The following is a 22,646-nucleotide window of genomic DNA, read 5'->3' on the forward strand; positions in this document are numbered from 1 at the left end:
CGACGGGCCTCACGAGTGGCGCGGCGCTATGCGCGCGTCGGAGAAGAAACGCGATGAAGCGCGCGAAACTGGCAGAGTCAGAAGCAGGTACAGGCGGAAACCGCCTGTCGTGCCGCGCGTATCCCCTCGCCCAGACAAGACATGCCCCGCCCGGACTTCGCTCCAATGCGTTTGTCCGCCCGAGGCCATGCAAACGGAAACAATGCCCAAGAAAATGCTTATCGATGCCACCCACGCAGAGGAAACTCGCGTCGTGGTGGTTGACGGAAACAAGGTTGAGGAATTCGACTTTGAATCAGAAAACAAACGGCAACTCGCCGGAAATATCTATCTAGCCAAGGTCACGCGCGTAGAGCCGTCGCTTCAGGCGGCCTTCGTCGATTACGGCGGCAACCGGCACGGGTTTCTCGCCTTTTCTGAAATTCATCCCGATTACTACCAGATCCCGGTCGCTGACCGCGAGGCGCTTCTCGAAGAAGAGCGCGCCTATGTTGAGGCACAGCGCCGCGACGAGGATGACGAAGAAAGCCCCAAGCGCCGCAGTCGTTCGCGCCGTGCACCGAAAGCTGAGAAGACCGGGACCGAAGATGCCGTCGCCACCCGCGAGATAGACGGGATGGAGACCATCGACCTCGATCCTGACGCGGGTTCGGAAGACAAGTCCGGCGCGCCCGAAGGCTCTTCGCCCATGGAAACCGTGGCCGAGACCCCGGTTGAAACCCCTGCGGCGGAAGAAGCCCCCGAGGCCGAGGACACCGAGGTTGAGGACGTCCGCGAAGTGGCGTCTGCCGATGATGATAGTGCGGAGATCGAATCCGTCGCCGATGAGGACGACAGTGAGGATATCCGCCCCGTTCGCAAACCGCGCCCCCGGAAATACAAAATCCAGGAAGTGGTCAAGGTTCGCCAGATCCTGCTCGTGCAGGTCGTCAAGGAAGAACGCGGCAACAAGGGCGCTGCGCTGACCACCTATCTGTCGCTCGCCGGTCGCTATTGCGTTCTGATGCCCAATACCGCCCGAGGCGGTGGGATTTCCCGCAAGATCACGAACGCTCCGGACCGTAAGAAGCTCAAGGAAATTGCCGCAGAGATCGACGTGCCGACCGGCGCGGGCCTGATCATTCGCACGGCCGGTGCGAAGCGGACAAAATCCGAGATCAAGCGCGACTATGAATACCTGCAACGGCTTTGGGAGCAGATCCGCGAGCTGACCCTCAAATCCATCGCCCCGGCGAAGATCTATGAAGAGGGTAACCTCATCAAACGGTCGATCCGCGACCTTTATAATCGCGAGATCGACGAGGTTCTGGTCGAAGGCGAGGCGGGCTATCGCGTGGCCAAGGACTTCATGAAGATGATCATGCCGTCCCATGCCAAGAACGTGAAACACTATCAGGACGCGATGCCACTCTTTGCGCGCAGCCAAGTGGAAGGCTACCTCGCGGGGATGTTCAACCCGACGGTCCAGCTCAAATCCGGCGGCTATATCGTCATCGGTGTGACCGAGGCGCTCGTCGCGATCGACGTGAACTCGGGCCGGGCGACCAAGGAAGGCTCGATCGAGGAAACCGCGCTTCGGACCAACCTCGAAGCGGCGGAAGAGGTCGCGCGCCAATTGCGGCTTCGGGATCTCGCGGGTCTGATCGTCATCGACTTCATCGACATGGATGAGCGGAAAAACAACGCCGCCGTCGAGAAAAAGATGAAGGACAAGCTCAAAACGGATCGGGCACGTATTCAGGTCGGGCGCATCTCGGGCTTTGGCCTTCTGGAGATGTCACGTCAGCGCCTGCGCCCGGGCATGATCGAAGCGACAACACAGCCTTGTTCGCATTGCCATGGCACGGGTTTGCTGCGCTCGGATGATAACGTTGCTCTCTCGATCCTTCGTCAGATCGAAGAAGAGGGCGTTCGCGGCCGCTCCCGCGAGGTGCTCGTCAAGTGCCCCGTGGCCGTCGCGAACTATCTGATCAACCAAAAGCGTGATCACGTCGCCCAGATTGAGGTGCGTTATAGCTTGTCTGTGCGCATCGAAGCGGATGCGACAATGGTCAGCCCGGACTTCACGATGGAGAAGTTCAAGACTGCGATCCGCAATATCGCCGCCGTCGCCGCACCGGTTGTCTCCGTTGATACGTCCCTGATGGATGCCATCGATGCGCAGGCCGTCGAAGAGCCGGACGAAGAGATCGAGGACGAAGTCAACGACGTCCCGGAGACCGTTGAGGCGGAAGAAACACCATCGCCCAAGAAGCGCCGTCGTCGGCGTCGTCGGCGGAAGTCCAACGGTGCGGAGGGCGAGAACGGGACCGATACCGACGCCTCAAATGAGGGCGAAAGCACCAACGAAGCCGCCCCCGCAGAGGCATCGGAGACCGAAGCCGAGACCCCTGCAGAAGAGGGTGAGGAAAAGCCCAAGCGCAAGCGGACCCGTTCGCGGAGCCGTCGCAAGAGCGCCGATGCAGTGACGCCCGTCGAGGGCGAAGCCGCAGGCGCGAGCGAGGAAACTTCCGCAGAGGCGCAACCCGAGGCGGAGGCCGCAGAGCCCGAGGCTGAAGAAAAGCCCAAGCCGAAGCGGACCCGTAGCCGGAGGAAGCCCGCCGCCGAGAAGACAGAGGCCCCCGCGGCAGAAGCACCCACCGACGCAGTGGAATCAGCCCCCGTAGCGGCCACGGAGCCCGCTGCCGAGCAAGCACCGGAGCCGGTTGCCGAAACAGCAGCAGAGCCGGAACGGGCGGCGGAGCCGACACCGGAACCCGAAGCGGCGCAGGAGGCAAAACCCCAGCCCGCAGAGCAGACGCAGGAACCCGAACCGGCGCTCGCGGAGGCGGAACCGGACGACAGTTCCAAGCCCAAGCGTCGCGGCTGGTGGTCGCTCGGTCGCTAAAAGAAAACGAGGCCCTTCGGATCCCTCCGGAGGGCCTTTCTCTTTGCGGTGCTCAGACTTTGCGAATGTAGTAAAGCTGTACCGGGCCATCCGTCTCCGTCGTGAGGAGGGTATGCCCGGCCTCGGTACAGAAATGGGGCACGTCGATCACCGCTGCGGGGTCATCTGCACGCAGGCAGAGTATCTGACCCGTCTCAAGCGCCTTGATCCGCTTGCGGGCCTTGAGAACCGGAAGCGGGCAAAGAAGCCCCACCGCATCGATTTCGATATCTGCTTTCATAGCACCTGATTAGCCGAATTCGGCGGCGGTGCAAACGCGGCAATCGCGCCGCAGGCACGCGGTTGTGACAAGGTGGTTGGTGACGCCATGCATTCGATCAGATAGCACCTGTAGCATGTTCGGATTCGACATCATCGACGCCAGCTTTCTGCCGGCAATGGCCATCGCTCTCTTTGCGGGTGGGCTTTCATTCCTGTCACCTTGCGTCTTGCCGATCGTGCCGCCGTATCTGGCTTATATGGGCGGCGTGACGGTCTCCGATCTTTCGGCCTCGCGGGCACGGGCCAAGATCATGCTGCCTGCGCTCTTCTTCGTGTTGGGGCTGTCGACCGTGTTCCTGCTCATGGGATTCGCGGCATCGGCTGCGGGCGCGCTCTTTCTCGCCTATCAGGAATGGTTCGGTATCGCGGCAGGGCTGGTCGTGATGATCTTCGGGCTGCACTTCCTCGGGATTTTTCGCATCGCAGCCTTCAACCGTGAGGCACGGATAGACGCTGGAGATCGGGGCGGTTCGGCCTTGGGCGCTTACGTGCTGGGCCTCGCCTTTGCGTTCGGGTGGACCCCGTGCATCGGCCCGCAACTCGGCGCAATCCTCTCGCTCGCGGCGGCTGATGGATCCGTGGTGCGTGGGACAGTGCTGCTTGGGGTGTATGCCGCAGGCTTGGGTGTTCCTTTCCTGCTCGTGGCCGCCTTCTTGCCACGTCTCGGCGGGCTCATGGCATGGATGAAGCGGCACATGGAACAGATCGAACGGATCATGGGGCTGCTTCTGTGGACCATCGGTTTGATGATGCTCACCGGGGGGTTCTCCGATCTGTCTTACTGGTTGCTAGAGACGTTCCCCGGTCTTGCCCGTCTCGGTTGAGGCTTTCTCCTTCGCTGCAGCGCATGTAGGCTTTCGGTCGAGCAGCAGAGGTAAAACGTGGCGGGTGATGTAAGGACACGGGCGGTTTTCTACATTCCGGGCTTCGATCCATTTCCGCCGCGCCGCTACCGCGAGTTGTACCGGCGCGAGGCGGCGCAGCAGGCGCAGATTTCCGGCTACCGGCTCAAACTTCGGGGCGAGGGTTCGGCCCGCTGGGTGGTCGAAGCAGAGATTGACGGGGTGGCGACCCGCTCGGAGTTCGAAGTGCTTTCATGGTCCGATCTCGTGCAAAGGGGCATGGGCGGGGGAATCGGCGCAAGCTACATCCAGCTTTTATCGGTCATGCGGGCCTATCTCGGCTCCGGGGCCTTTCCCGCAATGTTGCGCCTGCGGAAGGGGCCTGTGCTCGCCGCCCTCTATCCCGTTCTGATGCTCCTGGGGCAACTCTTCTTTGCGATCTTGCTTGGGGTCATTCTGGGCGGGGTGCACTGGGCGCTTGGGGCGGCGGCGTTCGCCGCGGTGCTTTGGGCTGGCTACCGCGCCGACCGGTACCTCTACGCCTATTACCTGCTGCACGATTATGCCTACACCGCCCGCGATGGCGGAGAGATTTCGCATGAATTGTCGGATCGACTGGCCACGTTCACGGCACGTATTCGCGAGGCGTTGGAGGGAGATGTCGACGAAGTGCTCGTGGTCGGGCATTCTTCGGGTGCCCATCTTGCTGTGATCGCGCTGGCCGATCTGCTGCGTGGCGGCGCGCCCGCCGGTCCGCAGCTTTCGCTTCTCACCTTGGGGCACGTTACCCCCATGGCGGCCTTTCTTCCTCGGGCTTGGCGACTGCGCCGCGATTTGCGGGCTCTCTCCACGGCGGAGGGGTTGAACTGGGTTGATGTGACTGCTCCGGGCGATGGCTGCTGTTTTGCGCTATGCGATCCGGTGGCGGTCTGCGGGGTTGCCCCAGAGGCGCAGACGCTGCCCCTCGTGATGTCAGCGCGGTTCTCGGAAACCCTCTCAGCAGAGCGTCAGCGCCAAATGCGCTGGCGGTTTTTCCGGATCCACTTCCAGTATCTTTGCGCTTTCGACGCCCCGATGGATTACGATTACTTCGCTATCACGGCTGGTCCGACCTCCCTTGGCGCGCGTTTCAAAGGTCGTGCGCATTCCCCCTCCCGGATCGCACGCGCCGCATCACCGCATCGGAGCCTGTCGCCATGACGGACTGGCCCCCGAAACCGGTACCGCGCGCGGAGCGGGTTTCACTGTTGCGCTATGCTCGGCTATTTCGCCGCGATATCCTGTCGGCCCAGCCCGCGCGGCTTTACCGCGCTCGAATGGCCGACTTCAAGACACCGTTCTTTCGCTCCGTTCTCTTGAATGAGCCGTCCCTAGTGGATGAAGTTCTTCGCCAACGCCCCGGAGATTTTCCAAAGTCGGACCGTGTGGGCGAAGGTTTGCGCCCCTTGCTGGGCCGGTCCGTATTTGTGACCAACGGGGATGATTGGGCGCGACAGCGCAGGATCATAGATCCGGCCTTTGAGGGCGGGCGATTGCGCGAAAGTTTCCCAGCGATGCGTGACGCAGCGGATGCCGCAGCCGAACGTCTTGGCGCACGAGCCGGAACCCGGGTAGAGATCGAGGCCGAGGCAAGCCATGCGGCGGCGGATGTAATCTTTCGCTCCCTCTTTTCACTGCCCATAGATGACGATGACGCGGCGCGGGTGTTCGCGGCGTTTCAGGCGTATCAGCGGTCTGCACCTGTCCTGAACCTCGCAGCGCTTTTGCCGCTTCCCCGGTGGATGCCGCGCCCGTTTCGCCGTGGCACGCGGAGCCAAGCACGCAAGATCCGTGCTCTGATTTCTGACCTGACTGCGGCCCGCGCCGAACAGATCGCCCAAGGTAGCGCGCCGTACGATCTCGCCACAAAGATCATGACTACCGTCGATCCGGAGACAGGTGCCGGGTTCACCACGGAAGAGATGATCGACCAAGTCGCGATCTTCTTCCTTGCGGGTCACGAGACCAGCGCCAGCGCGCTTGCTTGGGCCTTGTATCTGGTCGCGGGCGCGCCGGAATGGCAAACTCGCGTCGCGGAAGAGGCCCGCGCAAATCCCGTGGAACAGTTGTCCGACCTCTCGCGCCTTCAGCTCACCAGGGATGTCTTTCGAGAAACCCTCAGGCTCTATCCTCCAGTTCCGATGATGGTGCGCGAGGCGTTGCGACCGGAAACTTTCCGAGGGCGAGATTTTCCACGGGGCACACAGGTTGTCGTGTCTCCGTGGCACCTGCACCGGCACGAACGCCACTGGCATGACCCGGATGGATTTGACCCAAGCCGGTGGCGGAGAGAGATGCCGCGACAGGCCTTTGTGCCATTCTCCGCCGGACCGCGTGCCTGTCCGGGGGCGGGATTCGCGATGGCCGAAGGAGTACTGCTGCTTTCGCGCCTGCTTCGGGAGTTCACATTTGCGCCGGCGGAGACGCCCGTGCCGATCGCGCAACTGACGGTACGGTCCCGCGATGGTATCTTCCTCAACGTCACTCATCGCCGTTGACGTCTCCGGCAGGCGATGCGCCGCCAATCGTGCCGGGGGGATCAGATTCCTCTTGCAGTAGCAGGGGCGACATGATGCATCCTCAACGCTGGAAAATTGAGCCTTGAGGGCGGGTGATATGTGGAATGCCGTTCAACCTTGGCTGGCCGCTGTAGCGGTGAAAGAGCGCTCCCTGCGCTACAAGATCACGTTTGTGGTATTGTCCTGTGGTATCTCCATTTGGCTTCGCTTCGCTCTGCACGATCAACTGCCCCTGGGCTTCCCCTATCTGACCTTCTTTCCCGCCGTGGTCCTGACGACCTTCTTCGCTGGAACCGGCGCAGGCATCGTGACCGGGGTGGTGTGCGGCCTCGCGTCATGGTTCTACTTCATCTATCCGATCAACTCATTCGGGCTTCATGCTTCGACCGCGCTGGCACTTGGGCTCTATATCTTCATCATCGCCACGGACATCATCCTGATCCACGTGATGCGGCTCGTCCTGTTGCAACTCGATGAGGAACGGGACAATTCCGCCAGCTTGGCCCGCTCCCGCGAGTTGATGTTTTCAGAGCTTCAGCACCGGATTTCCAACAATCTCCAAGTCATCTCCGCGATGCTACAGCTTCAGCGCCGTGCGGTGAGCGATGCCACGGCGCGACAGGTGCTCGACGTGGCTGCGGGCCGCCTTGCGGTTGTCGCGCGTGTCCAGCGAAGCTTGCATGATCCCGACCGCCAGCAAGTCGAGGCGGGTGATCTGCTCCGGCGGGTTCTGCCGGATGTGGTGGAGGCAAGCGGATCCGGTCGGAAGGTCTCTCTCGCGATTGATGCGGAGCCTGTGGTGATCACGCCGGATCAATCCATGCCCTTCGGCCTCATCGCGACGGAACTGGTCTCCAACGCGGTCGAGCACGGTCTGCCGGGGCAGGAGCGCTTGGTGATACGTGTACGGCTTGCGCGTGAGGACGGCGCGATCCGGCTCGACGTGCAGGACGACGGGAAAGGCTTCCCCGAGAGCTTCGATCTAAGCACGACGCGCTCGCTTGGGCTTATGATCGCACGGCAGTTTTCAGAGCAACTCGGCGGCGATCTCTCGGCAGAGAATGACGGCGGCGCCCGGGCGGTGCTCATTTTCCCCGAAGATGAAAACCTTGAGGCGCAGAGGAAAGACAATACGGCCAAGCCCGCCCGTGATGCCGCTCTCGCCTGATCTTTCAGAGTATGATCCTGACTTCGGCGTGGCCCTGCGAATGGGAACGACCATAGTCAGCCCGTCCCACATACAGGGCTGCGCCTAAGTGTTACCCTTGCGGGTGAAACGGGCCGCATCCATCGCGGCGCGGCGTATGGCGTTGGATTTGTGTACCGTCTCCATATACTCCGCCTCGGGGTCGCTGTCATAGACGACCCCGCCACCCGCTTGGATATAGAGTTTTTCATCCTTCACGATCGCCGTGCGCAGCGCGATACACATATCCATGTCGCCGCCAGAGGAAAAATAGCCCACCCCGCCGCCATAGATCCCACGTTTTTCCGGCTCCAACTCGTCGATGATCTCCATCGCGCGAACCTTCGGCGCGCCCGAAACCGTGCCTGCGGGCAGCCCCGCAAGAAGAGCCGAGAGCGCGTCATGCTCCTCCGACAGCTCACCTACCACGTTGGAAACGATGTGCATGACATGGCTGTAGCGCTCTATGATGAACTTCTCCGTCGGACGTACGGTGCCGATCTTGGATACGCGGCCAGTGTCGTTGCGCCCCAGATCGAGCAGCATGAGGTGTTCGGCCAACTCCTTCTTATCGGAGAGCAGATCTTCCTCCAGCGCGCGATCCTCTTCGGGTGTGGCCCCCCGCGGGCGTGTTCCCGCGATGGGGCGGATGGTCACCTCTCGGCCAAAGACCCTGACAAGGATCTCGGGCGAAGCGCCGATCACCTGAAAGCCGCCGAAGTTGAAATAGAACATGAAGGGAGAGGGGTTGGTTCGCCGCAAGCTGCGATAGAGCGCAAAGGGTGGAAGCGGGAAATCCTGCGTCCAGCGCTGAGAAGGGACCACCTGAAAGATGTCGCCCGCCCGAATATAATCCTTCGCGGCCTCGACGGCGGCTTTGTAATCTTCCTTCGCGAAATTGGAGACGGGCGGCGGCACGTCCTCTGCTTCGCCCAGATCCCTCGAAACGGCGGGCAGGGCGCGTTCAAGGTCGCGCACTGCGTCCATCACCCGCTCAGCAGCTTGGGCATATGCAGCCTTGGCCGACTGACCTTCACGCACCCACGCGGGGGAGACAACCGTAACCTCGCCCTTGACCCCATCGAGCACGGCCACGACCGAGGGCCGCATGAGCATGGCATCAGGCAACCCGAGAGGATCGGGATTGACGTTCGGCAGATGCTCCACAAGCCGGATCATGTCGTAACCCAGATAGCCGAAAAGCCCCGCCGCAGATTGCGGCAGATCATCGGGCAGATCTATGCGACTCTCGGCGATGAGCGCACGCAAGGTCGCAAGGGGATCGCCGTCTAGCGGTTCGAACGCCCCCTCGTCGAAACGCGCTTGCCGGTTGATGCGGCTTTCTTTCCCATGACATTGCCAGATGACGTCCGGCTTCATGCCGATGATGGAATATCGGCCCCGAACTTCGCCGCCTGTCACGGACTCCAGCATGAAGGCATCCCGCGCCGCGCCCGAAAGTTTGAGCATGAGGGAGACCGGCGTATCGAGGTCAGCCGCTAGGCGGGTGTACACGATCTGGTTGGCGCCGCTGTCATACCCGGCGCGGAACGTATCGAAATCGGTCGTGAGGCTCATGGGACCTACTGGAAATTAACGTTGACGGCGTTCAGGACCTGCTGATCGATACGGACGCCAAGTCGGCTGCGGAGCGCATTGGCATAGGCCGTCCCGATATCCGCGGCGAGGCTCTGCGCGGCCTGATCCGAAATGCGTGTCGCGATTTCGCGCAGGTCATCGGCTTCGGGGTCGGGCTCGGTGATTTCATCAAGGCGCAGGACGTAAACCGCATTTTCGCCTGATACGGTTTCGATATCACCCGTCTCCATGGCAAAGACCGTATCGAGAAGCGCACCCGGCATGTCCGCAAGAAAATCTCTGCGGGTGAGGTTGGTTTCACTGGTCGGAGCAAGACCGGCCTCTTCGAAGGAGGCACCTTCGCGCAGTTGCGGCAGGATCTCTTCCGCGCGGGCGTTTAGCCTTTCGGCCGTCTGCTGGGCGTCCCAGTCGGCGCGCACCTCTTCGGCCACGTCTTCGAACGGGGCGCTGCGCGCGGCGACCACCTCATCAAGACGCACGGCAAAGATACCGCCATCCGTCAATTCGGTGACCTCGGGATAGTCTTCCTCGCTCGCTGTGCGGGCAGCATCGTTAAAGCTGTCGTAGGCAGCGATGTCTTCAGCAATCCCGGCGCGCCAGTCGATCGTGCCGATTTCCATGTCCGTTTCGTCGGCAATTTCCTCGAGAGTTGCGCCGCCGGCCAAGCGGTCATCGATATCCGAGGCTTGGGCTTCGATGGTGCGGCGGGCGCGTTCCATGGCGAGATCCTCCCGCAGGAACGGCACTGCCTCTTCAAAGCTGGTCTCCGTCGCGTCGATCACGCCGTTTACCCGAAACAGGGCCGGGCCGAAGTCTGTATCGATCGGGCCGACCACATTGCCATTCGCTGCGGCAAACACCGGATCACCCGCCGCGCCGAGGCTCTCGCGGGTCACGTCCCCGAGGTCGATATCCGCAAGTTCCAACCCACGAGCGATCACAGCCGCTTCGAAGGGGATTTCAGCAGCGTCGATTTGCCCGCGCACCTCTTCCGCCGCCTCAAGATCCGGAAAGACCAGTCGTTCCACAAGGCGCCGCTCGGGCTGTACAAATTCGTCGATCCGCTCTTCATAGCTCTCGCGCAGGGCGTCTTCGTCCACTGTCACATCGCCGACAATCATGTCGGGCAGTAGCCACGCATAGGTGATGCGCTTGGTTTCCGGGATCATGTAGCGTGCGGCGTTTTCCTCATGAAAGGCGCGCAAGTCCTCATCCGAGGGCTCGGACAGGGGCGCGTTGAGGGTGTTGGCTTCGATCGGGGCATAGGTGAAACTGCGCCGCTCACCCAGATAGGTGAACATGAGCGTCTCATAGGCGTCCGGCATGTCGATGCCGGTATTGATTGCTCGCTCCAGAAGGCCCCGCGCCGCATCGCGCCGCAATTGATCTTCGAACTCCGCTTCGGTCAGGCCGTTGCTTTGCAGGGCAAAGGCATAGGCATCGCGGTCGAAGGTGCCATCGGATTTGCGCAGGTTCGGAATGGCGAGGATCTGCTCGCGCAGAAACTCATCACCGGCGGAGATCCCGAGGTGCGAGGTTTCGACCTCCAGCGCGACGGCCCCCACCAAGCGCGAGATCGCGACCCGGTCAAGGCCGATCGATTGGGCTTCGGCAAAAGGAATGCTCCGCTGGGCCTGCGTTTCCGCTTCGTTGATGACCTGCTGGACTTCGCGGGCATAGCGTTCGATGGCAATTCCCTCGCCGCCCACATCGCCGACGGTTCGAGACGTGCCCGACAAACCCGTCGCTCCGAATCCGGCAAGCCCGACAATCAGGAGGGCCAAAAGGCCGAAGACAAGGAGATTGGAGATCTTTTTCTTCGCAGCCATGTGCTCGTAGCCCTTCCGTCCGTGGTGGCATCTTCTCTATGCGCGGGGCACGCGCGGTGCAAGGCGGGGTTTTCAGGGGGCGAAATTCGCAAGCCTCTCGTAAAGCTCGGTGATCTCCTGCGTGTCGATATTTGCGAACGCGATCCGCACCTCCCGCGCCCCTGCTGGGTCCGCATCAGGCCGGAACATCGTGCCGGGAAGCAGCAAGATCCCGGATTGTGAAACCAAACGCTTCGCCAGAGCATCGGAGGGGATTTCGAAGGGATGTTCGAGATAGGCGAAATATGCACCCACACCTTTGAGCCGCCACCCGAGGCCTGCGAGGCGAGGGAGACCATCGGAAATCGCGCGCCGCCGCTTCAGGATTTCGGCCCGCTCACCCGCAAGCCAGCTATCAAGGTTTTCGATCCCCCAAAGCGCGGCTCTCTGCCCCAGTTGGGGGGGGCAGATTGCGACCGTATCAAGGAACTTTTCCACCTCGGACAAAAAGTCGATCCCCCCGAGGATTGCGCCGGTGCGGTGCCCGGTAAGCCGGTAGGATTTGGAAAACGAATAGAGATGAATGACCGTATCATGCCAGTCTTCGTCCTCCAGAAGAGGATGAGGGGCGCCCTCCATCGCATGGAAATCACGGTATGTTTCGTCTACGATGAGCTTTATGCCAGCATCACGGGCGAGGTCGCGGAATGCCGCTAGAAGCGCGGGTGGATACTCAACCCCGCCGGGATTGTTCGGAGTGACGAGCGCGATGGCGCGGGTGCGCGGCGTGATAAGCTCTTTGGCCCACTGCGGATCGGGGAGCAGATCGTCGCCGGTCGACAGCGGAACAGCCCGCACTCCAGACATATCGAGCCACATTTTATGATTGAAGTACCAAGGAGTTGGAAGGAGGATTTCATCCCCCTCCGCAGTGAGTGCGGCAATCGTTGCGGCAAAGGCTTGGTTGCACCCGGCAGTGATTGCGAACTGATCGCCATCGACACGGCCACCGTAGATCGCAGAGGTCCGCGCGGCGAGGGCGTCTCGCAGCGCCGCATTGCCAAGCACCGGCCCATAGAGATGGCAGGCGGGATCGCGCAACGCCTCCGCCATCGCTTGCTGCAAGGCGTCGGGCGGCGGGTCTACCGGCGCTGCCTGGCTCACGTTGAGCAGCGGTCGCTCAGGCGGGAACACAATCCCGTCGAGCCAACGGCGCGCCTCCATCACGGGGGGCGAAAAGGTCGAAGCGGTGCGGGTGGTCATTGACGTTGGCCCGTGATGAAGTTGGGCGCCCGTGGCGCGAGGAGAGGGGTGACGTAGCGCGGGCGCGCGGCCTCAGTCCGTGCCGCGATACGGCTCGACGTACTGAAGCGCCATGTCCCATGGGAAGAAAATCCAAGTGTCCTGACTGACTTCCGTGATGAAGGTATCGACCATAGGGCGGCCCTTTGGCTTGGCATAGACTGTGGCGACATGTGCCTTGGGCATGTGATTGCGCACGACCTCGAGTGTCCGGCCCGTGTCGACAAGGTCATCAATGATCAAAACGCCGGTGCCATCGCCCACCACGTCCATATCGGGGGATTTGATGACCGTCGGCTCTGACTGTGTCTGGTGGTTGTAGGATTTCACGCTGATCGTATCAACGATCCGGATGTCCAACTCGCGCGCGACGATCATCGCGGGGGCCATGCCGCCACGTGTGATCGCGATAACCATTCGCCATCCGCCATCCGCAGGGCCATGACCCTGGAGCCGCCACGCAAGAGCGCGCGCGTCGCGATGCAATTGATCCCAGCTTACGTGGAAACCTTTTTCGTGGGGTAGGCGATCGGTCATGTCGGGCTCCGTCAGGTCAGGGCAATCTTGAGGCCAAAGGCGGCGAGAAGGGTGCCAAACACCCGGTCCAACCAAGGCTTGGCGCGAATAAACACGGCGCGAGCGCGTGGAAGCGAGAAGAGCCGTGCAACGGCAATATACCAAAGCGTCTCGTTGAGGAAGATTACCGTAACAAGAGCGGCGAGCACCGGAAGCGGCGCGCTCTCAGGCACGAGGCCGATGAAGATCGCACCGAAGAAGACTGCCGTTTTGGGGTTGGCGACAAAGGTCGCGAACCCAAGCCAGATTGCGGCAGACGGACCCTTGGGTGTTTGATCGGAGGCATCGGGCAGGGGCGCATCGGCCTGTCGCCACAAGGTCACGCCAAGGAAGAGCAGAAAAGCGCCGCCCCCAAGTTTAAGCGCGAAAAACAGGCCCGGCACCAATTCGAAGAGCAGCGCAAGGCCGGCCATGGCCACCGACGCCCAGAGGACTGCGCCGATGCCATAGCCCAAGGCGAGTGCGGCGGCGGTCGGAAACCCTTCGGAGACGGCTGTTCGAACCGAAACAACGAAGGAGGGACCGGGGCTCATTGCTGCGACAAGATGTATGTAGGCGACGGTCCAGAAGGCAGTGGCTGTCATGTGCGATCAAATAGAAGACGCAGACCGAGCGCCCCGAGGACTGCGGCGGCAATGCGGTCAAAGCCGGGTTTTGCGCGGAGGTAGGCCGCGCGCACGGGGGGCGATGAAAGGGCGGCGGCGAAAGCGCCGTAAACCACGCATTCAACAGCGAAGTGGTTCGCGACGATCAACGCCTTTTGCGCTGGTGCGAGGTTGCCGGGAAAGATGACGAGCAGCACGGCAGAGGCAAAGAGCACCGATTTGGGATTGGCGAGGTTGACCAGCACACCGCCCACAAACGCCCGCTGGCGCGACGGAAGGCTCATCTCCACGGGGCTGCGGGCATCGCGCCAAATGCCATACGCAATCCAGATGAGATAGAGCGCCCCACCGAGTTTCAGGACGCCGTAGGCCCAAGGCACCAACGCGAAAAACCCGCCGAGACCCAGCAGCGCGAGAGCCGTCCAACATGCTGCCATAAGGCCCAGACCCACTCCGGTGGCGAATCCTGCGCGGAACCCGCCAGCGATACTTGCGCGCATCGCGTACATCATGGCGGGGCCCGGACTCATCAGCGCGGCGAGCAGGGTCAGGTTGAAGGTGATGAGATGGGCGGGCTCCATCCGGCCTCAGCCCTTGGTGATATCCGGCGCGTCTACCGCTTTCATTCCGACCACGTGATATCCTGCGTCGACATGGTGCGTCTCACCGGTAACGCCGGAGCCGAGATCCGAAAGGAGATAGAGCGCGGATTTGCCCACATCCTCGATGGTCACGTTGCGGCGAAGCGGGGAGTTATACTCGTTCCACTTCATGATGTAGCGGAAATCACCAATCCCGGAGGCGGCAAGGGTCTTGATCGGTCCGGCGGAGATCGCGTTGACGCGGATGCCGTCCTTGCCGAGATCCTCGGCCAGGTAGCGAACGGAAGCTTCGAGCGCAGCCTTGGCCACGCCCATCACGTTGTAATGCGGCATGACCCGCTCGGCCCCGTAGTAAGTCATCGTCAGACAGGAGCCGCCGGGTTTCATCATCTTCTCCGCGCGCTGCACGACGGCGGTGAAGGAATATACGGAAATATCCATCGTCATGGTGAAGTTGTCGCGTGTCGTATCGACGTAGCGGCCCCGCAACTCTCCCTTGTCGGAGAAGCCGATGGCATGCACGACGAAATCAAGCCCGTCCCAGTGTTCCTTCAGGCTATCGAAAAGCGCATCCACGCTGTCCATGTCGGACACATCGCAAGGCAGAACGATATCCGAGCCCAACTGCTTGGCCAACGGCTCCACCCGCTTCTTGAGCGCGTCTCCCTGATAGGAGAATGCCAGTTCGGCACCGGCTTCGGCGCAGGCGCGCGCGATCCCCCACGCGATCGACTTGTCATTCGCAAGGCCCATGATTAGCCCGCGCTTGCCCTTCATCAACTGGCTCGACACTGATCGAAACTCCCCTAAAGTCAGACCCTATCGTCGTGTAGGCGATTGCCCGAAAGGCATCAAGCCCGCGAAGACGTAAGGAGAAAACCTATGAGTGAGCGCAGGACCGGCAAGTTCGCCGGGGACGATCCCTTCGCTATTGCCCGAGAATGGCTGGGTGAGGCGGAAAAGACGGAGATCAACGATCCCAATGCCATTGCGCTTGCCACCGTGGATGCGGATGGGCTGCCCAACGTGCGGATGGTGCTGCTCAAGGAGATCGAACACACCAGCTTTGTCTTCTACACAAACTATGAGAGCGCAAAGGGCATGGAAATCGCGGCCACGGGGAAGGCGGCCTTTGTGATGCACTGGAAGTCGCTCCGCCGTCAGATCCGGGTGCGCGGCACCACGAGTCGCGAAGAGGGGTCGCAAGCCGATGCCTATTACGCATCCCGCTCCCTGCCGAGCCGTCTCGGGGCTTGGGCGTCGCGGCAATCCCGACCCTTGCGTTCGCGGGGAACCCTTATGACTGATGTTGCGCGAGTCACCGCCTCCAAGGGGACCAACCCGCCACGACCGCCGTTCTGGGGCGGGTTTCGGATCGTCCCCACGGAGATCGAATTCTGGGCTGATGGTGCCCACAGGTTGCATGATCGCTTTGTTTGGCGACGAAAAGACGCGACGTCGCCATGGGAGGTGACGCGCCTTCAACCATGACATCGCCTTGCTTTCATTAACGTTTCCCGCGTTGCGGGTTTGTCACATTCACAAGGTGACACAGATTTGATCTTGAAGATTTACTTACTTTTCAAAAAGATTGCGCGGAATTGAATGTATTTGGAAATATATGACTGTGAAGCAGGAACAAATCACGCAAGTGATTGGCCGGGTGAAGTGGTTCGACCCGGTTAAGGGGTTTGGATTCATTGTCTCGCCAGAGTGCGACGTTGATATTCTTCTCCATGCGAATGTCTTGAGGAATTTTGGTCAAGGTTCGGTTACCGATGGTGCCGAGATTACCGTCCTCACGCAAAAAACCGAGCGTGGCGTTCAAGCCACGCAGGTTGTCGCTATCGCGCCGCCCGAACCGCAAGACACCCTTCCTCTCGCCGATCTGGAGGGGATCGATCCCGCCCTACTTACCGAAGTCACGCTTGAACCTGCTCGGGTCAAATGGTTCGACAAGGTCAAGGGCTTCGGCTTCGCCAACGCCTTCGGGAAACCCGATGACATCTTCATACACATTGAGATCCTGCGGGCATCGGGCTTTGCGGACCTGCAACCGGGTGAGGCGATCTCGCTTCGGGCGATTGACGGGCGTCGCGGGCTCATGGCAATACAGATCAATGCGTGGGAAGCCGGGATCGAACAACAGGACTAGGGCAGGGCGCGCCGCATTCGCGGTGTTCCTGCTGTTCACGGCTTCGGTCAGTACCGCCGAAGTCGCGGCGTTCTGTAGCCCGGACCGTGTCGACCTTCGTATGCCGGCGGGCACGGCGACTTATACTGTTGAAATCGCTGATACGCAGGACAGCCGCGCGCAGGGGCTCATGTACCGCGAGGAGATGGCGCCAGAGTCCGGAATGCTGTTCGTCTATGAGCGTCCGCATCGCGCGAGCTTCTGGATGCGCAATACGCTCATTCCCCTCGACATGATCTTTGTTGATCCTCGCGGCCGGGTGACGGATGTACATGTCGGCGCGATCCCCGGCGATGAGACTCCAATCACCGGCGGGCCGCGCACACAATTCGTTCTTGAAGTGAATGAGGGGCAGGCGGAGGAGCAAGGCATTGTTCCCGGTGCCCAGCTGCGTCATCCCGCAATTTCACAGGACGGCGCGCTTTGGCCGTGCTGAGACAAAGAAAAGTGTCAGTTGCCAAGAATTTTCCTTCACGCCGGTACTCATAAGACCGGCACAACCACCATTCAGCGCGCGCTGTTCGCCAACCGCGAAATGCTCGCTTCGAATGGGATCTGGTATGACCCCGGTGCGGACCTCTTCGGAGGAACCCGGCACGCGGCCATCAGCTTTGCCCATCAACTCGCATATGCCGACGACGTGGCGACGGATACCCGGTTTCAAACCTACCGCGAACGCATCGAGCATGCCCTTTCAGAAGGGCAGGACATCATCATAAGCGCAGAGCCGCTCTATCGAATGGTGATGGGGGGGGGGAGTTCAGCGCCGAGGCCCGAGGCGCTTACATCGCGCGTGTTTCTCGCTTTTTCGAAGGGTTGCCCGTACAGCCCGTCCTCGCCTTTCGTCGTCCGGATCGATTGATAGAATCTCTTTACCGTGAAAACGCGGTGTCGACCGATCTTGCCTGCGACACGATGGTCGAATTTCTCGCCGCGAAGGTAATTCATAGCTCTTACGGCGCGCGACTGGACGAGTTTGAAACGGCCTTGGGCCCGGCAACCGTCATTCACTTCGAGGCCGCTGTGAGGTCGGGATTGTTGCTTGGTTTCATGCAGGCAATCGGCTTTGGCCATATACCGCTTCAGGAGCCGGAACCTACCCGCGAAAGTGTTTCGCTTCGCGCGGCTCTCTGGCTGATGCGCACCAAGATGGCCGCGAAGACACCGCTTGGCAAACGCGAGTTGTGGCGTCGCTGGTACTTCTGCTTGTCGTCGGGCGCGGAAATCTTGCAGGACCGCGATGGGGAAAGCCTATGGGTCAGCGATCAGCAGCGCGACGCTTTCTTCGATCGGGCCCTGCACGGGTTTCGTTATGCCAGCCTTTGGGAAAAACCCACCTCCGCGATGCAGCCTCTGGAATGGTCTGCAGAGCAGCAGGGATCTGCGGAAGCGCAGTACCTGGCGTGGGTACGATCAAACGCGGCGTGGATCAGATTACGTGAAAAACGAAAGCTTGCGCCCTATGTCTCTGATGCGGCAATCCAGCCCGGTGATCGCTATCTGCGGTATCCGTTCATGAAGATTGCAGAAATATGTTCCGGACGCAGGTAATTGGGCTTTCTTTCCCCGGCGAGTGTCGCTAGAGAGAACCCCGGTCCGGGGCGTGGCGCAGTCTGGTAGCGCACCTGTTTTGGGTACAGGGGGTCGTGAGTTCGAATCTCGCCGCCCCGACCAACTTCCAACATCGATGCATCTCACCCCTTACGGGGTGGTGAGTCGGCCCTGCGGGGCTGGATTCGCGGCAAGTTCGCCGCCGCCGCGCGATTTAACGCCTCATTCCGACGTTAATATTTTGTTAGGGATTTCAGCGCGTTGCAGTCGTTCCCTGTGGATATCTGATGGCCTGTTTGGTCTAAGCGAGCCGGATCATTGGTTTTTTCCGCACATTCGCAAAAAGCATATTTCTACGCCATCCCGGAGCCTCGGGGATGAAGAATCGGGTAGTTATGGGTCAAGCGCAAAATCACCCTATCTAGGGTAAAATATTCGTTGACCCGCTACATATAGATCGTTCAGGTTGTACGGACCATCCGGGTTAACCACAACATATGGTGGTGATCCCAAGACGCAGGCAAACGCAAACTCCACTACCGGCGGCATGGCCGCAGACTTCCCTTGCGGAACACCCCTTTCGGGGGCGGGATCGATTTTGCGCGACGAGCCGGGAATGATGCAGGGGCAAAGGGCAACGCAATGAAGATCGAGAGAAAGTTCACCAAAGCGGGCAACGACGCCTATGCCGATCTGGAGTTCGTGACCACGACGTCCGAAATCCGCAACCCTGACGGCACGGTGGTTTTCCGACTCGACGAGGTGGAGGTTCCCGCAAGCTGGAGCCAGGTTGCCAGCGACGTCATTGCGCAAAAGTATTTCCGCAAAGCCGGAGTTCCGGTCAAGCTCAAGCGCGTTCGCGAAGCCGGTGTGCCCGAGTTTCTGTGGCGCTCCGTCCCGGCGTCCAAAACCACCGCGACCACGGGCGAGACATCCTCCAAGCAGGTGTTCGATCGGCTTGCCGGCGCGTGGGCCTATTGGGGATGGAAGGGCGGCTATTTCTCTTCCGAAGAGGATGCACGCGCCTATTACGACGAAATGCGGGTCATGCTCGCGACGCAGACTGCGGCGCCAAACTCCCCCCAGTGGTTCAACACCGGCCTACATTGGGCCTATGGCATCGATGGCCCCGGACAAGGCCACTACTACGTGGATTACAAGACGGGCGAGTTGACCAGATCGACCAGCGCCTATGAGCATCCCCAGCCCCATGCTTGCTTTATCCAATCCGTGAAGGACGATCTTGTCGGCGACGGCGGCATCATGGACCTGTGGGTTCGCGAAGCCCGCCTGTTCAAGTACGGCTCGGGCACCGGCACCAACTTCTCCTCGCTGCGCGCCGAGGGGGAATCGCTTTCGGGGGGCGGCAAATCCTCCGGCCTCATGGGGTTCCTGAAGATCGGCGACCGGGCGGCTGGCGCAATCAAATCTGGCGGCACCACGCGACGCGCGGCCAAGATGGTCATCGTCGATGCGGATCACCCTGATATCGAGGAGTACATCAACTGGAAGGTGAAGGAGGAGCAGAAGGTTGCCTCCATCGTCGCCGGTTCCAAGATGCACGAAGCAAAGCTGAACGAGATCTTTGGTGCGATCCGTGCGTGGGACGGGGCCACCGAAGACGCTGTTGATCCCACCAAGAACGTCCAGCTCAAGGATGCGATCCGCGGCGCCAAGCAGGTCGCTATCCCGGAAACATATGTCAAACGCGTGCTGGACTATGCGCGGCAGGGATATGCCAGCATTGAGTTCCCGACCTATGACACCGACTGGGACTCTGAGGCCTACGCTTCCGTCTCGGGCCAGAACTCCAACAACTCCGTCCGCGTGACCGATGCCTTCCTCGAAGCGGTGCAGGCCGACAGCGATTGGGAACTGATCCGGCGCACCGACGGCTCGGTGGCCAAGACGATCAAGGCCCGCGATCTGTGGGAACAGATTGGCCATGCGGCCTGGGCCTGCGCCGATCCCGGCATCCAGTATCACGACACGGTCAATGCCTGGCATACCTGTCCCGAAGATGGGGCGATCCGCGGCTCCAACCCGTGTTCTGAATACATGTTCCTCGACGATACGGCCTGTAACCTTGCGTCGATGAATCTGCTGACCTTCTACAAGGACGGCAAGTTTCAGGTTGAAGAATATGTCCACGCGGCCCGGCTCTGGACACTGACACTCGAGATTTCCGTACTCATGGCGCAGTTCCCGTCCAAGGAAATTGCGCAACGGTCGTATGACTTCCGCACTCTTGGTCTTGGCTACGCCAATATTGGCGGGCTGCTGATGTCCATGGGGCTTGGGTATGACAGCGATGAAGGGCGTGCGCTTTGCGGCGCGCTGACCGCTGTGATGACGGGTGTGGCCTATGCTACCTCTGCCGAGATTGCCGGAGAGCTTGGGCCCTTTCCAGGGTATGCGCGTAACGCTGACCATATGCTGCGGGTGATCCGCAATCACCGCACGGCGGCCTACGGTCGGACGGACGGGTACGAAGGGCTTGCGATCAAGCCAGTGGCGCTGGACCATGAGAACTGTCCCGATGCGAGTTTGCTCGACGTCGCAACCTCCTGCTGGGACGAGGCTCTGAAACTGGGCGAGCGCAACGGCTTCCGCAATGCTCAGGCTACGGTCATCGCACCCACCGGCACCATTGGCCTCGTCATGGATTGCGACACGACCGGGATCGAACCCGACTTTGCTCTCGTAAAGTTCAAGAAACTGGCGGGTGGCGGTTACTTCAAGATCATCAACCAATCCGTTCCAGCGGCCCTCGAAAAGCTTGGCTACAGCACGTCGCAGAGCGAAGAAATCGTCGCCTATGCGGTAGGGCATGGGACCTTGGGCAACGCGCCGGGGATCAACCACACCGCACTTGTCGGCCATGGTTTCGGGCAGGGTGAAATCGAACGGATCGAAGCGGCGCTCGGCTCGGCCTTTGATATCCGGTTTGTCTTTAACCAGTGGACCCTCGGGGAAGACTTCTGCACCGAAGTGCTGGGAATTCCGGCCGAGAAGCTGGCAGATCCGACATTCGATATGCTCCGTCACCTTGGGTTCTCCAAGCGAGAGATCGATGCGGCGAATGACCATGTTTGCGGCACGATGACCCTTGAGGGTGCCCCGCACCTCGACCCGGCGCATTATCACGTGTTTGATTGCGCCAACCCATGCGGCAAGGTCGGCAAGCGGTACCTCGGGGTGAACGCGCATATCGACATGATGGCGGGCGCCCAGAGCTTTATCTCCGGCGCGATCTCCAAGACGATCAACATGGCGAATGACGCCACCATCGAGGATTGTCAGGCCGCCTATGAGCGGAGCTGGCGCAAGGGGATCAAGGCCAACGCCCTTTACCGCGATGGCTCCAAATTGAGCCAGCCGCTCGCCGCCTCGCTCGTCGAGGATGATGATGACGCGGCGGAGATTCTGGAACGGGGATCGGCACAGGAGAAGGCGGCCGTTCTCGCCGAAAAGATCGTCGAGAAGGTCATCGTCAAGGAGATCGTCCGTTCGCACCGCGAAAAGATGCCCGAGCGGCGCAAGGGCTACACGCAGAAGGCCATTGTGGGTGGGCACAAGGTTTACCTGCGGACCGGCGAATATTCCGATGGGTCTCTGGGCGAAATCTTCATCGACATGCACAAGGAAGGCGCGGGCTTCCGGGCGATGATGAACAACTTTGCGATCGCGGTTTCTGTCGGGCTGCAATACGGGGTGCCGCTCGAAGAGTTCGTCGATGCCTTCACTTTCACCAAATTCGAACCCGCAGGCATGGTGCAAGGCAACGACAGCATCAAGAATGCCACCTCGATACTCGACTATATTTTCCGTGAACTGGCCGTGTCCTATCTCGACCGTACGGATCTCGCTCATGTGAAGCCCGAAGGCGCATCGTTCGATGCCATCGGTCTGGGTGAAGCGGAGGGCAAACGGCCCGCGACCGAAACGGACGCGGCGGCGAACCGGTCGCTCGCAGTTCTCAAGCAGATCAGCTCCACTGGGTATCTCCGCAAGCGACTGCCGCAGGATCTTGTGGTGCTGCAAGGCGGGGCGACCGGTCCGCGCGCGGAGATGTTGCGGACGGGCACGGAAGACGCGGCGGTGACTGTCGCATCCGAGGTTCACACCACGACGACAACCTCGGTGGCGAGCGCCGTGACCCGTGCCAAGATGCAGGGCTATGAGGGCGAGGCCTGCGGGGATTGCGGGAACTACACGCTCGTGCGCAACGGCACCTGCATGAAGTGCAATACCTGCGGGTCCACATCCGGCTGCAGCTAAAGGGTTTCAGTTGCCCCGGTATGTTTCCGGGGCATCGAAAAAGACGGAAGGGGACCCAAGAGCGCCTTCCGAAGAGACAAGGGGCGGGTGCGCTCGTCCTTAACGCCGATCAAGCCGCAGGCAGAAACGAGCGGTACATCAAATAACGAGCTTGAACGGTGAAACTTGCGGGGGGCATTGCCCCCCGTTTTTCTGTGCTCCACCATCCCGGCACCGCTTGTTTTTTGCGCATATTTCCGCCGTCGATCCTTGACCGTCCCCCTTTGAGGGTGGTTCCGGCGGTGAATTGCCGGTTCGCGGCGAAATTTCGCTGTGCCGCGATGCATGCCCCATT

At 60.9% G+C, this 22,646-nt stretch carries 19 protein-coding genes and 1 tRNA gene; 12 read left to right on the plus strand and 8 right to left on the minus strand.

The window, feature by feature from the left end; all coding sequences use genetic code 11:
• Positions 1-202: 202 nt before the first annotated feature.
• Positions 203-2,887, plus strand: coding sequence for a ribonuclease E/G (locus BM234_RS02645; protein WP_092060338.1), 2,685 nt, complete (start codon positions 203-205; stop codon positions 2,885-2,887).
• Positions 2,888-2,939: 52 nt separating this feature from the next.
• Here BM234_RS02645 and BM234_RS02650 read toward each other — a convergent pair whose 3' ends face one another.
• Positions 2,940-3,167 carry a sulfurtransferase TusA family protein gene (locus tag BM234_RS02650; protein WP_092060340.1) on the minus strand — a complete coding sequence of 76 codons (228 nt, stop codon included), beginning with the start codon at positions 3,165-3,167 and terminating at the stop codon, positions 2,940-2,942.
• Between the two features lie 115 nt (positions 3,168-3,282).
• On the opposite strand from BM234_RS02650, the gene BM234_RS02655 reads away from it, so the two are divergent.
• The 4 genes from BM234_RS02655 (at position 3,283) to BM234_RS02670 (ending at position 7,776) form a co-directional block, all read left to right on the plus strand.
• Complete coding sequence (locus BM234_RS02655; RefSeq protein WP_092060342.1) at positions 3,283-4,032, plus strand: cytochrome c biogenesis CcdA family protein; 750 nt, start codon at positions 3,283-3,285, stop codon at positions 4,030-4,032.
• Between the two features lie 57 nt (positions 4,033-4,089).
• Positions 4,090-5,250 (plus strand): hypothetical protein, encoded by a 1,161-nt coding sequence (locus BM234_RS02660; RefSeq protein WP_092060344.1) that lies wholly within the window; start codon positions 4,090-4,092, stop codon positions 5,248-5,250.
• The gene (locus BM234_RS02665) at positions 5,247-6,587 is read left to right on the plus strand and encodes a cytochrome P450 (protein WP_092060346.1); all 1,341 of its coding nucleotides are present in this window, start codon (positions 5,247-5,249) and stop codon (positions 6,585-6,587) included. The genes BM234_RS02660 and BM234_RS02665 overlap by 4 nt, the downstream gene beginning before the upstream one ends.
• A gap of 118 nt (positions 6,588-6,705) precedes the next feature.
• On the plus strand, positions 6,706-7,776 hold the full coding sequence (locus BM234_RS02670) for a histidine kinase dimerization/phosphoacceptor domain -containing protein (RefSeq protein ID WP_092060348.1): 1,071 nt from the start codon (positions 6,706-6,708) through the stop codon (positions 7,774-7,776).
• An 84-nt stretch (positions 7,777-7,860) separates the two neighbouring features.
• On the opposite strand, the gene trpE is transcribed toward BM234_RS02670, so the two are convergent.
• The 7 genes from trpE to fabI all read right to left on the minus strand — a co-directional run bounded on the left by trpE (position 7,861) and on the right by fabI (position 15,078).
• A complete protein-coding gene (gene trpE, locus BM234_RS02675) occupies positions 7,861-9,372 on the minus strand; it encodes an anthranilate synthase component I (RefSeq protein ID WP_092060350.1) in 1,512 nt (503 codons plus the stop codon).
• Between the two features lie 5 nt (positions 9,373-9,377).
• Positions 9,378-11,222 (minus strand): peptidylprolyl isomerase, encoded by a 1,845-nt coding sequence (locus BM234_RS02680; RefSeq protein ID WP_092060352.1) that lies wholly within the window; start codon positions 11,220-11,222, stop codon positions 9,378-9,380.
• Positions 11,223-11,294: 72 nt separating this feature from the next.
• The gene (locus BM234_RS02685; protein ID WP_092060354.1) at positions 11,295-12,464 is read right to left on the minus strand and encodes an aminotransferase; all 1,170 of its coding nucleotides are present in this window, start codon (positions 12,462-12,464) and stop codon (positions 11,295-11,297) included.
• A 72-nt stretch (positions 12,465-12,536) separates the two neighbouring features.
• Entirely contained in the window at positions 12,537-13,040 is a 504-nt protein-coding gene (gene gpt / locus BM234_RS02690; RefSeq protein WP_092060356.1) for a xanthine phosphoribosyltransferase, read from the minus strand.
• A gap of 11 nt (positions 13,041-13,051) precedes the next feature.
• A complete protein-coding gene (locus tag BM234_RS02695; protein WP_092060358.1) occupies positions 13,052-13,663 on the minus strand; it encodes a LysE family translocator in 612 nt (203 codons plus the stop codon).
• Complete coding sequence (locus tag BM234_RS02700) at positions 13,660-14,265, minus strand: LysE family translocator (RefSeq protein WP_092060360.1); 606 nt, start codon at positions 14,263-14,265, stop codon at positions 13,660-13,662. Before BM234_RS02700 ends, BM234_RS02695 begins: the two co-directional genes overlap by 4 nt.
• Before the next feature lie 6 nt (positions 14,266-14,271).
• Positions 14,272-15,078: an enoyl-ACP reductase FabI gene (gene fabI / locus BM234_RS02705; protein ID WP_092060362.1), complete on the minus strand. Its 807-nt coding sequence runs from the start codon at positions 15,076-15,078 to the stop codon at positions 14,272-14,274.
• A 45-nt stretch (positions 15,079-15,123) separates the two neighbouring features.
• Between fabI and pdxH the strand changes: the two genes are divergently transcribed.
• From pdxH to BM234_RS02740, 7 genes are all read left to right on the plus strand, one after another.
• Positions 15,124-15,777 (plus strand): pyridoxamine 5'-phosphate oxidase, encoded by a 654-nt coding sequence (gene pdxH / locus BM234_RS02710; protein WP_281247925.1) that lies wholly within the window; start codon positions 15,124-15,126, stop codon positions 15,775-15,777.
• A gap of 130 nt (positions 15,778-15,907) precedes the next feature.
• Positions 15,908-16,441: a cold-shock protein gene (locus BM234_RS02715; RefSeq protein WP_092060366.1), complete on the plus strand. Its 534-nt coding sequence runs from the start codon at positions 15,908-15,910 to the stop codon at positions 16,439-16,441.
• 22 nt (positions 16,442-16,463) lie between these two features.
• On the plus strand, positions 16,464-16,916 hold the full coding sequence (locus BM234_RS02720) for a DUF192 domain-containing protein (RefSeq protein WP_245752456.1): 453 nt from the start codon (positions 16,464-16,466) through the stop codon (positions 16,914-16,916).
• Between the two features lie 18 nt (positions 16,917-16,934).
• On the plus strand, positions 16,935-17,342 hold the full coding sequence (locus tag BM234_RS02725) for a hypothetical protein (protein WP_092060370.1): 408 nt from the start codon (positions 16,935-16,937) through the stop codon (positions 17,340-17,342).
• 26 nt (positions 17,343-17,368) lie between these two features.
• A complete protein-coding gene (locus BM234_RS02730; protein WP_139226759.1) occupies positions 17,369-18,031 on the plus strand; it encodes a hypothetical protein in 663 nt (220 codons plus the stop codon).
• 46 nt (positions 18,032-18,077) lie between these two features.
• A tRNA-Pro gene (locus BM234_RS02735) sits at positions 18,078-18,154 on the plus strand.
• Between the two features lie 519 nt (positions 18,155-18,673).
• A complete protein-coding gene (locus BM234_RS02740; protein WP_092060374.1) occupies positions 18,674-22,312 on the plus strand; it encodes a vitamin B12-dependent ribonucleotide reductase in 3,639 nt (1,212 codons plus the stop codon).
• Positions 22,313-22,646 lie beyond the last annotated feature (334 nt).

Origin of the sequence: Poseidonocella pacifica (genome assembly GCF_900111875.1) — a bacterium.
Taxonomy (GTDB): Bacteria; Pseudomonadota; Alphaproteobacteria; order Rhodobacterales; family Rhodobacteraceae; genus Poseidonocella; species Poseidonocella pacifica.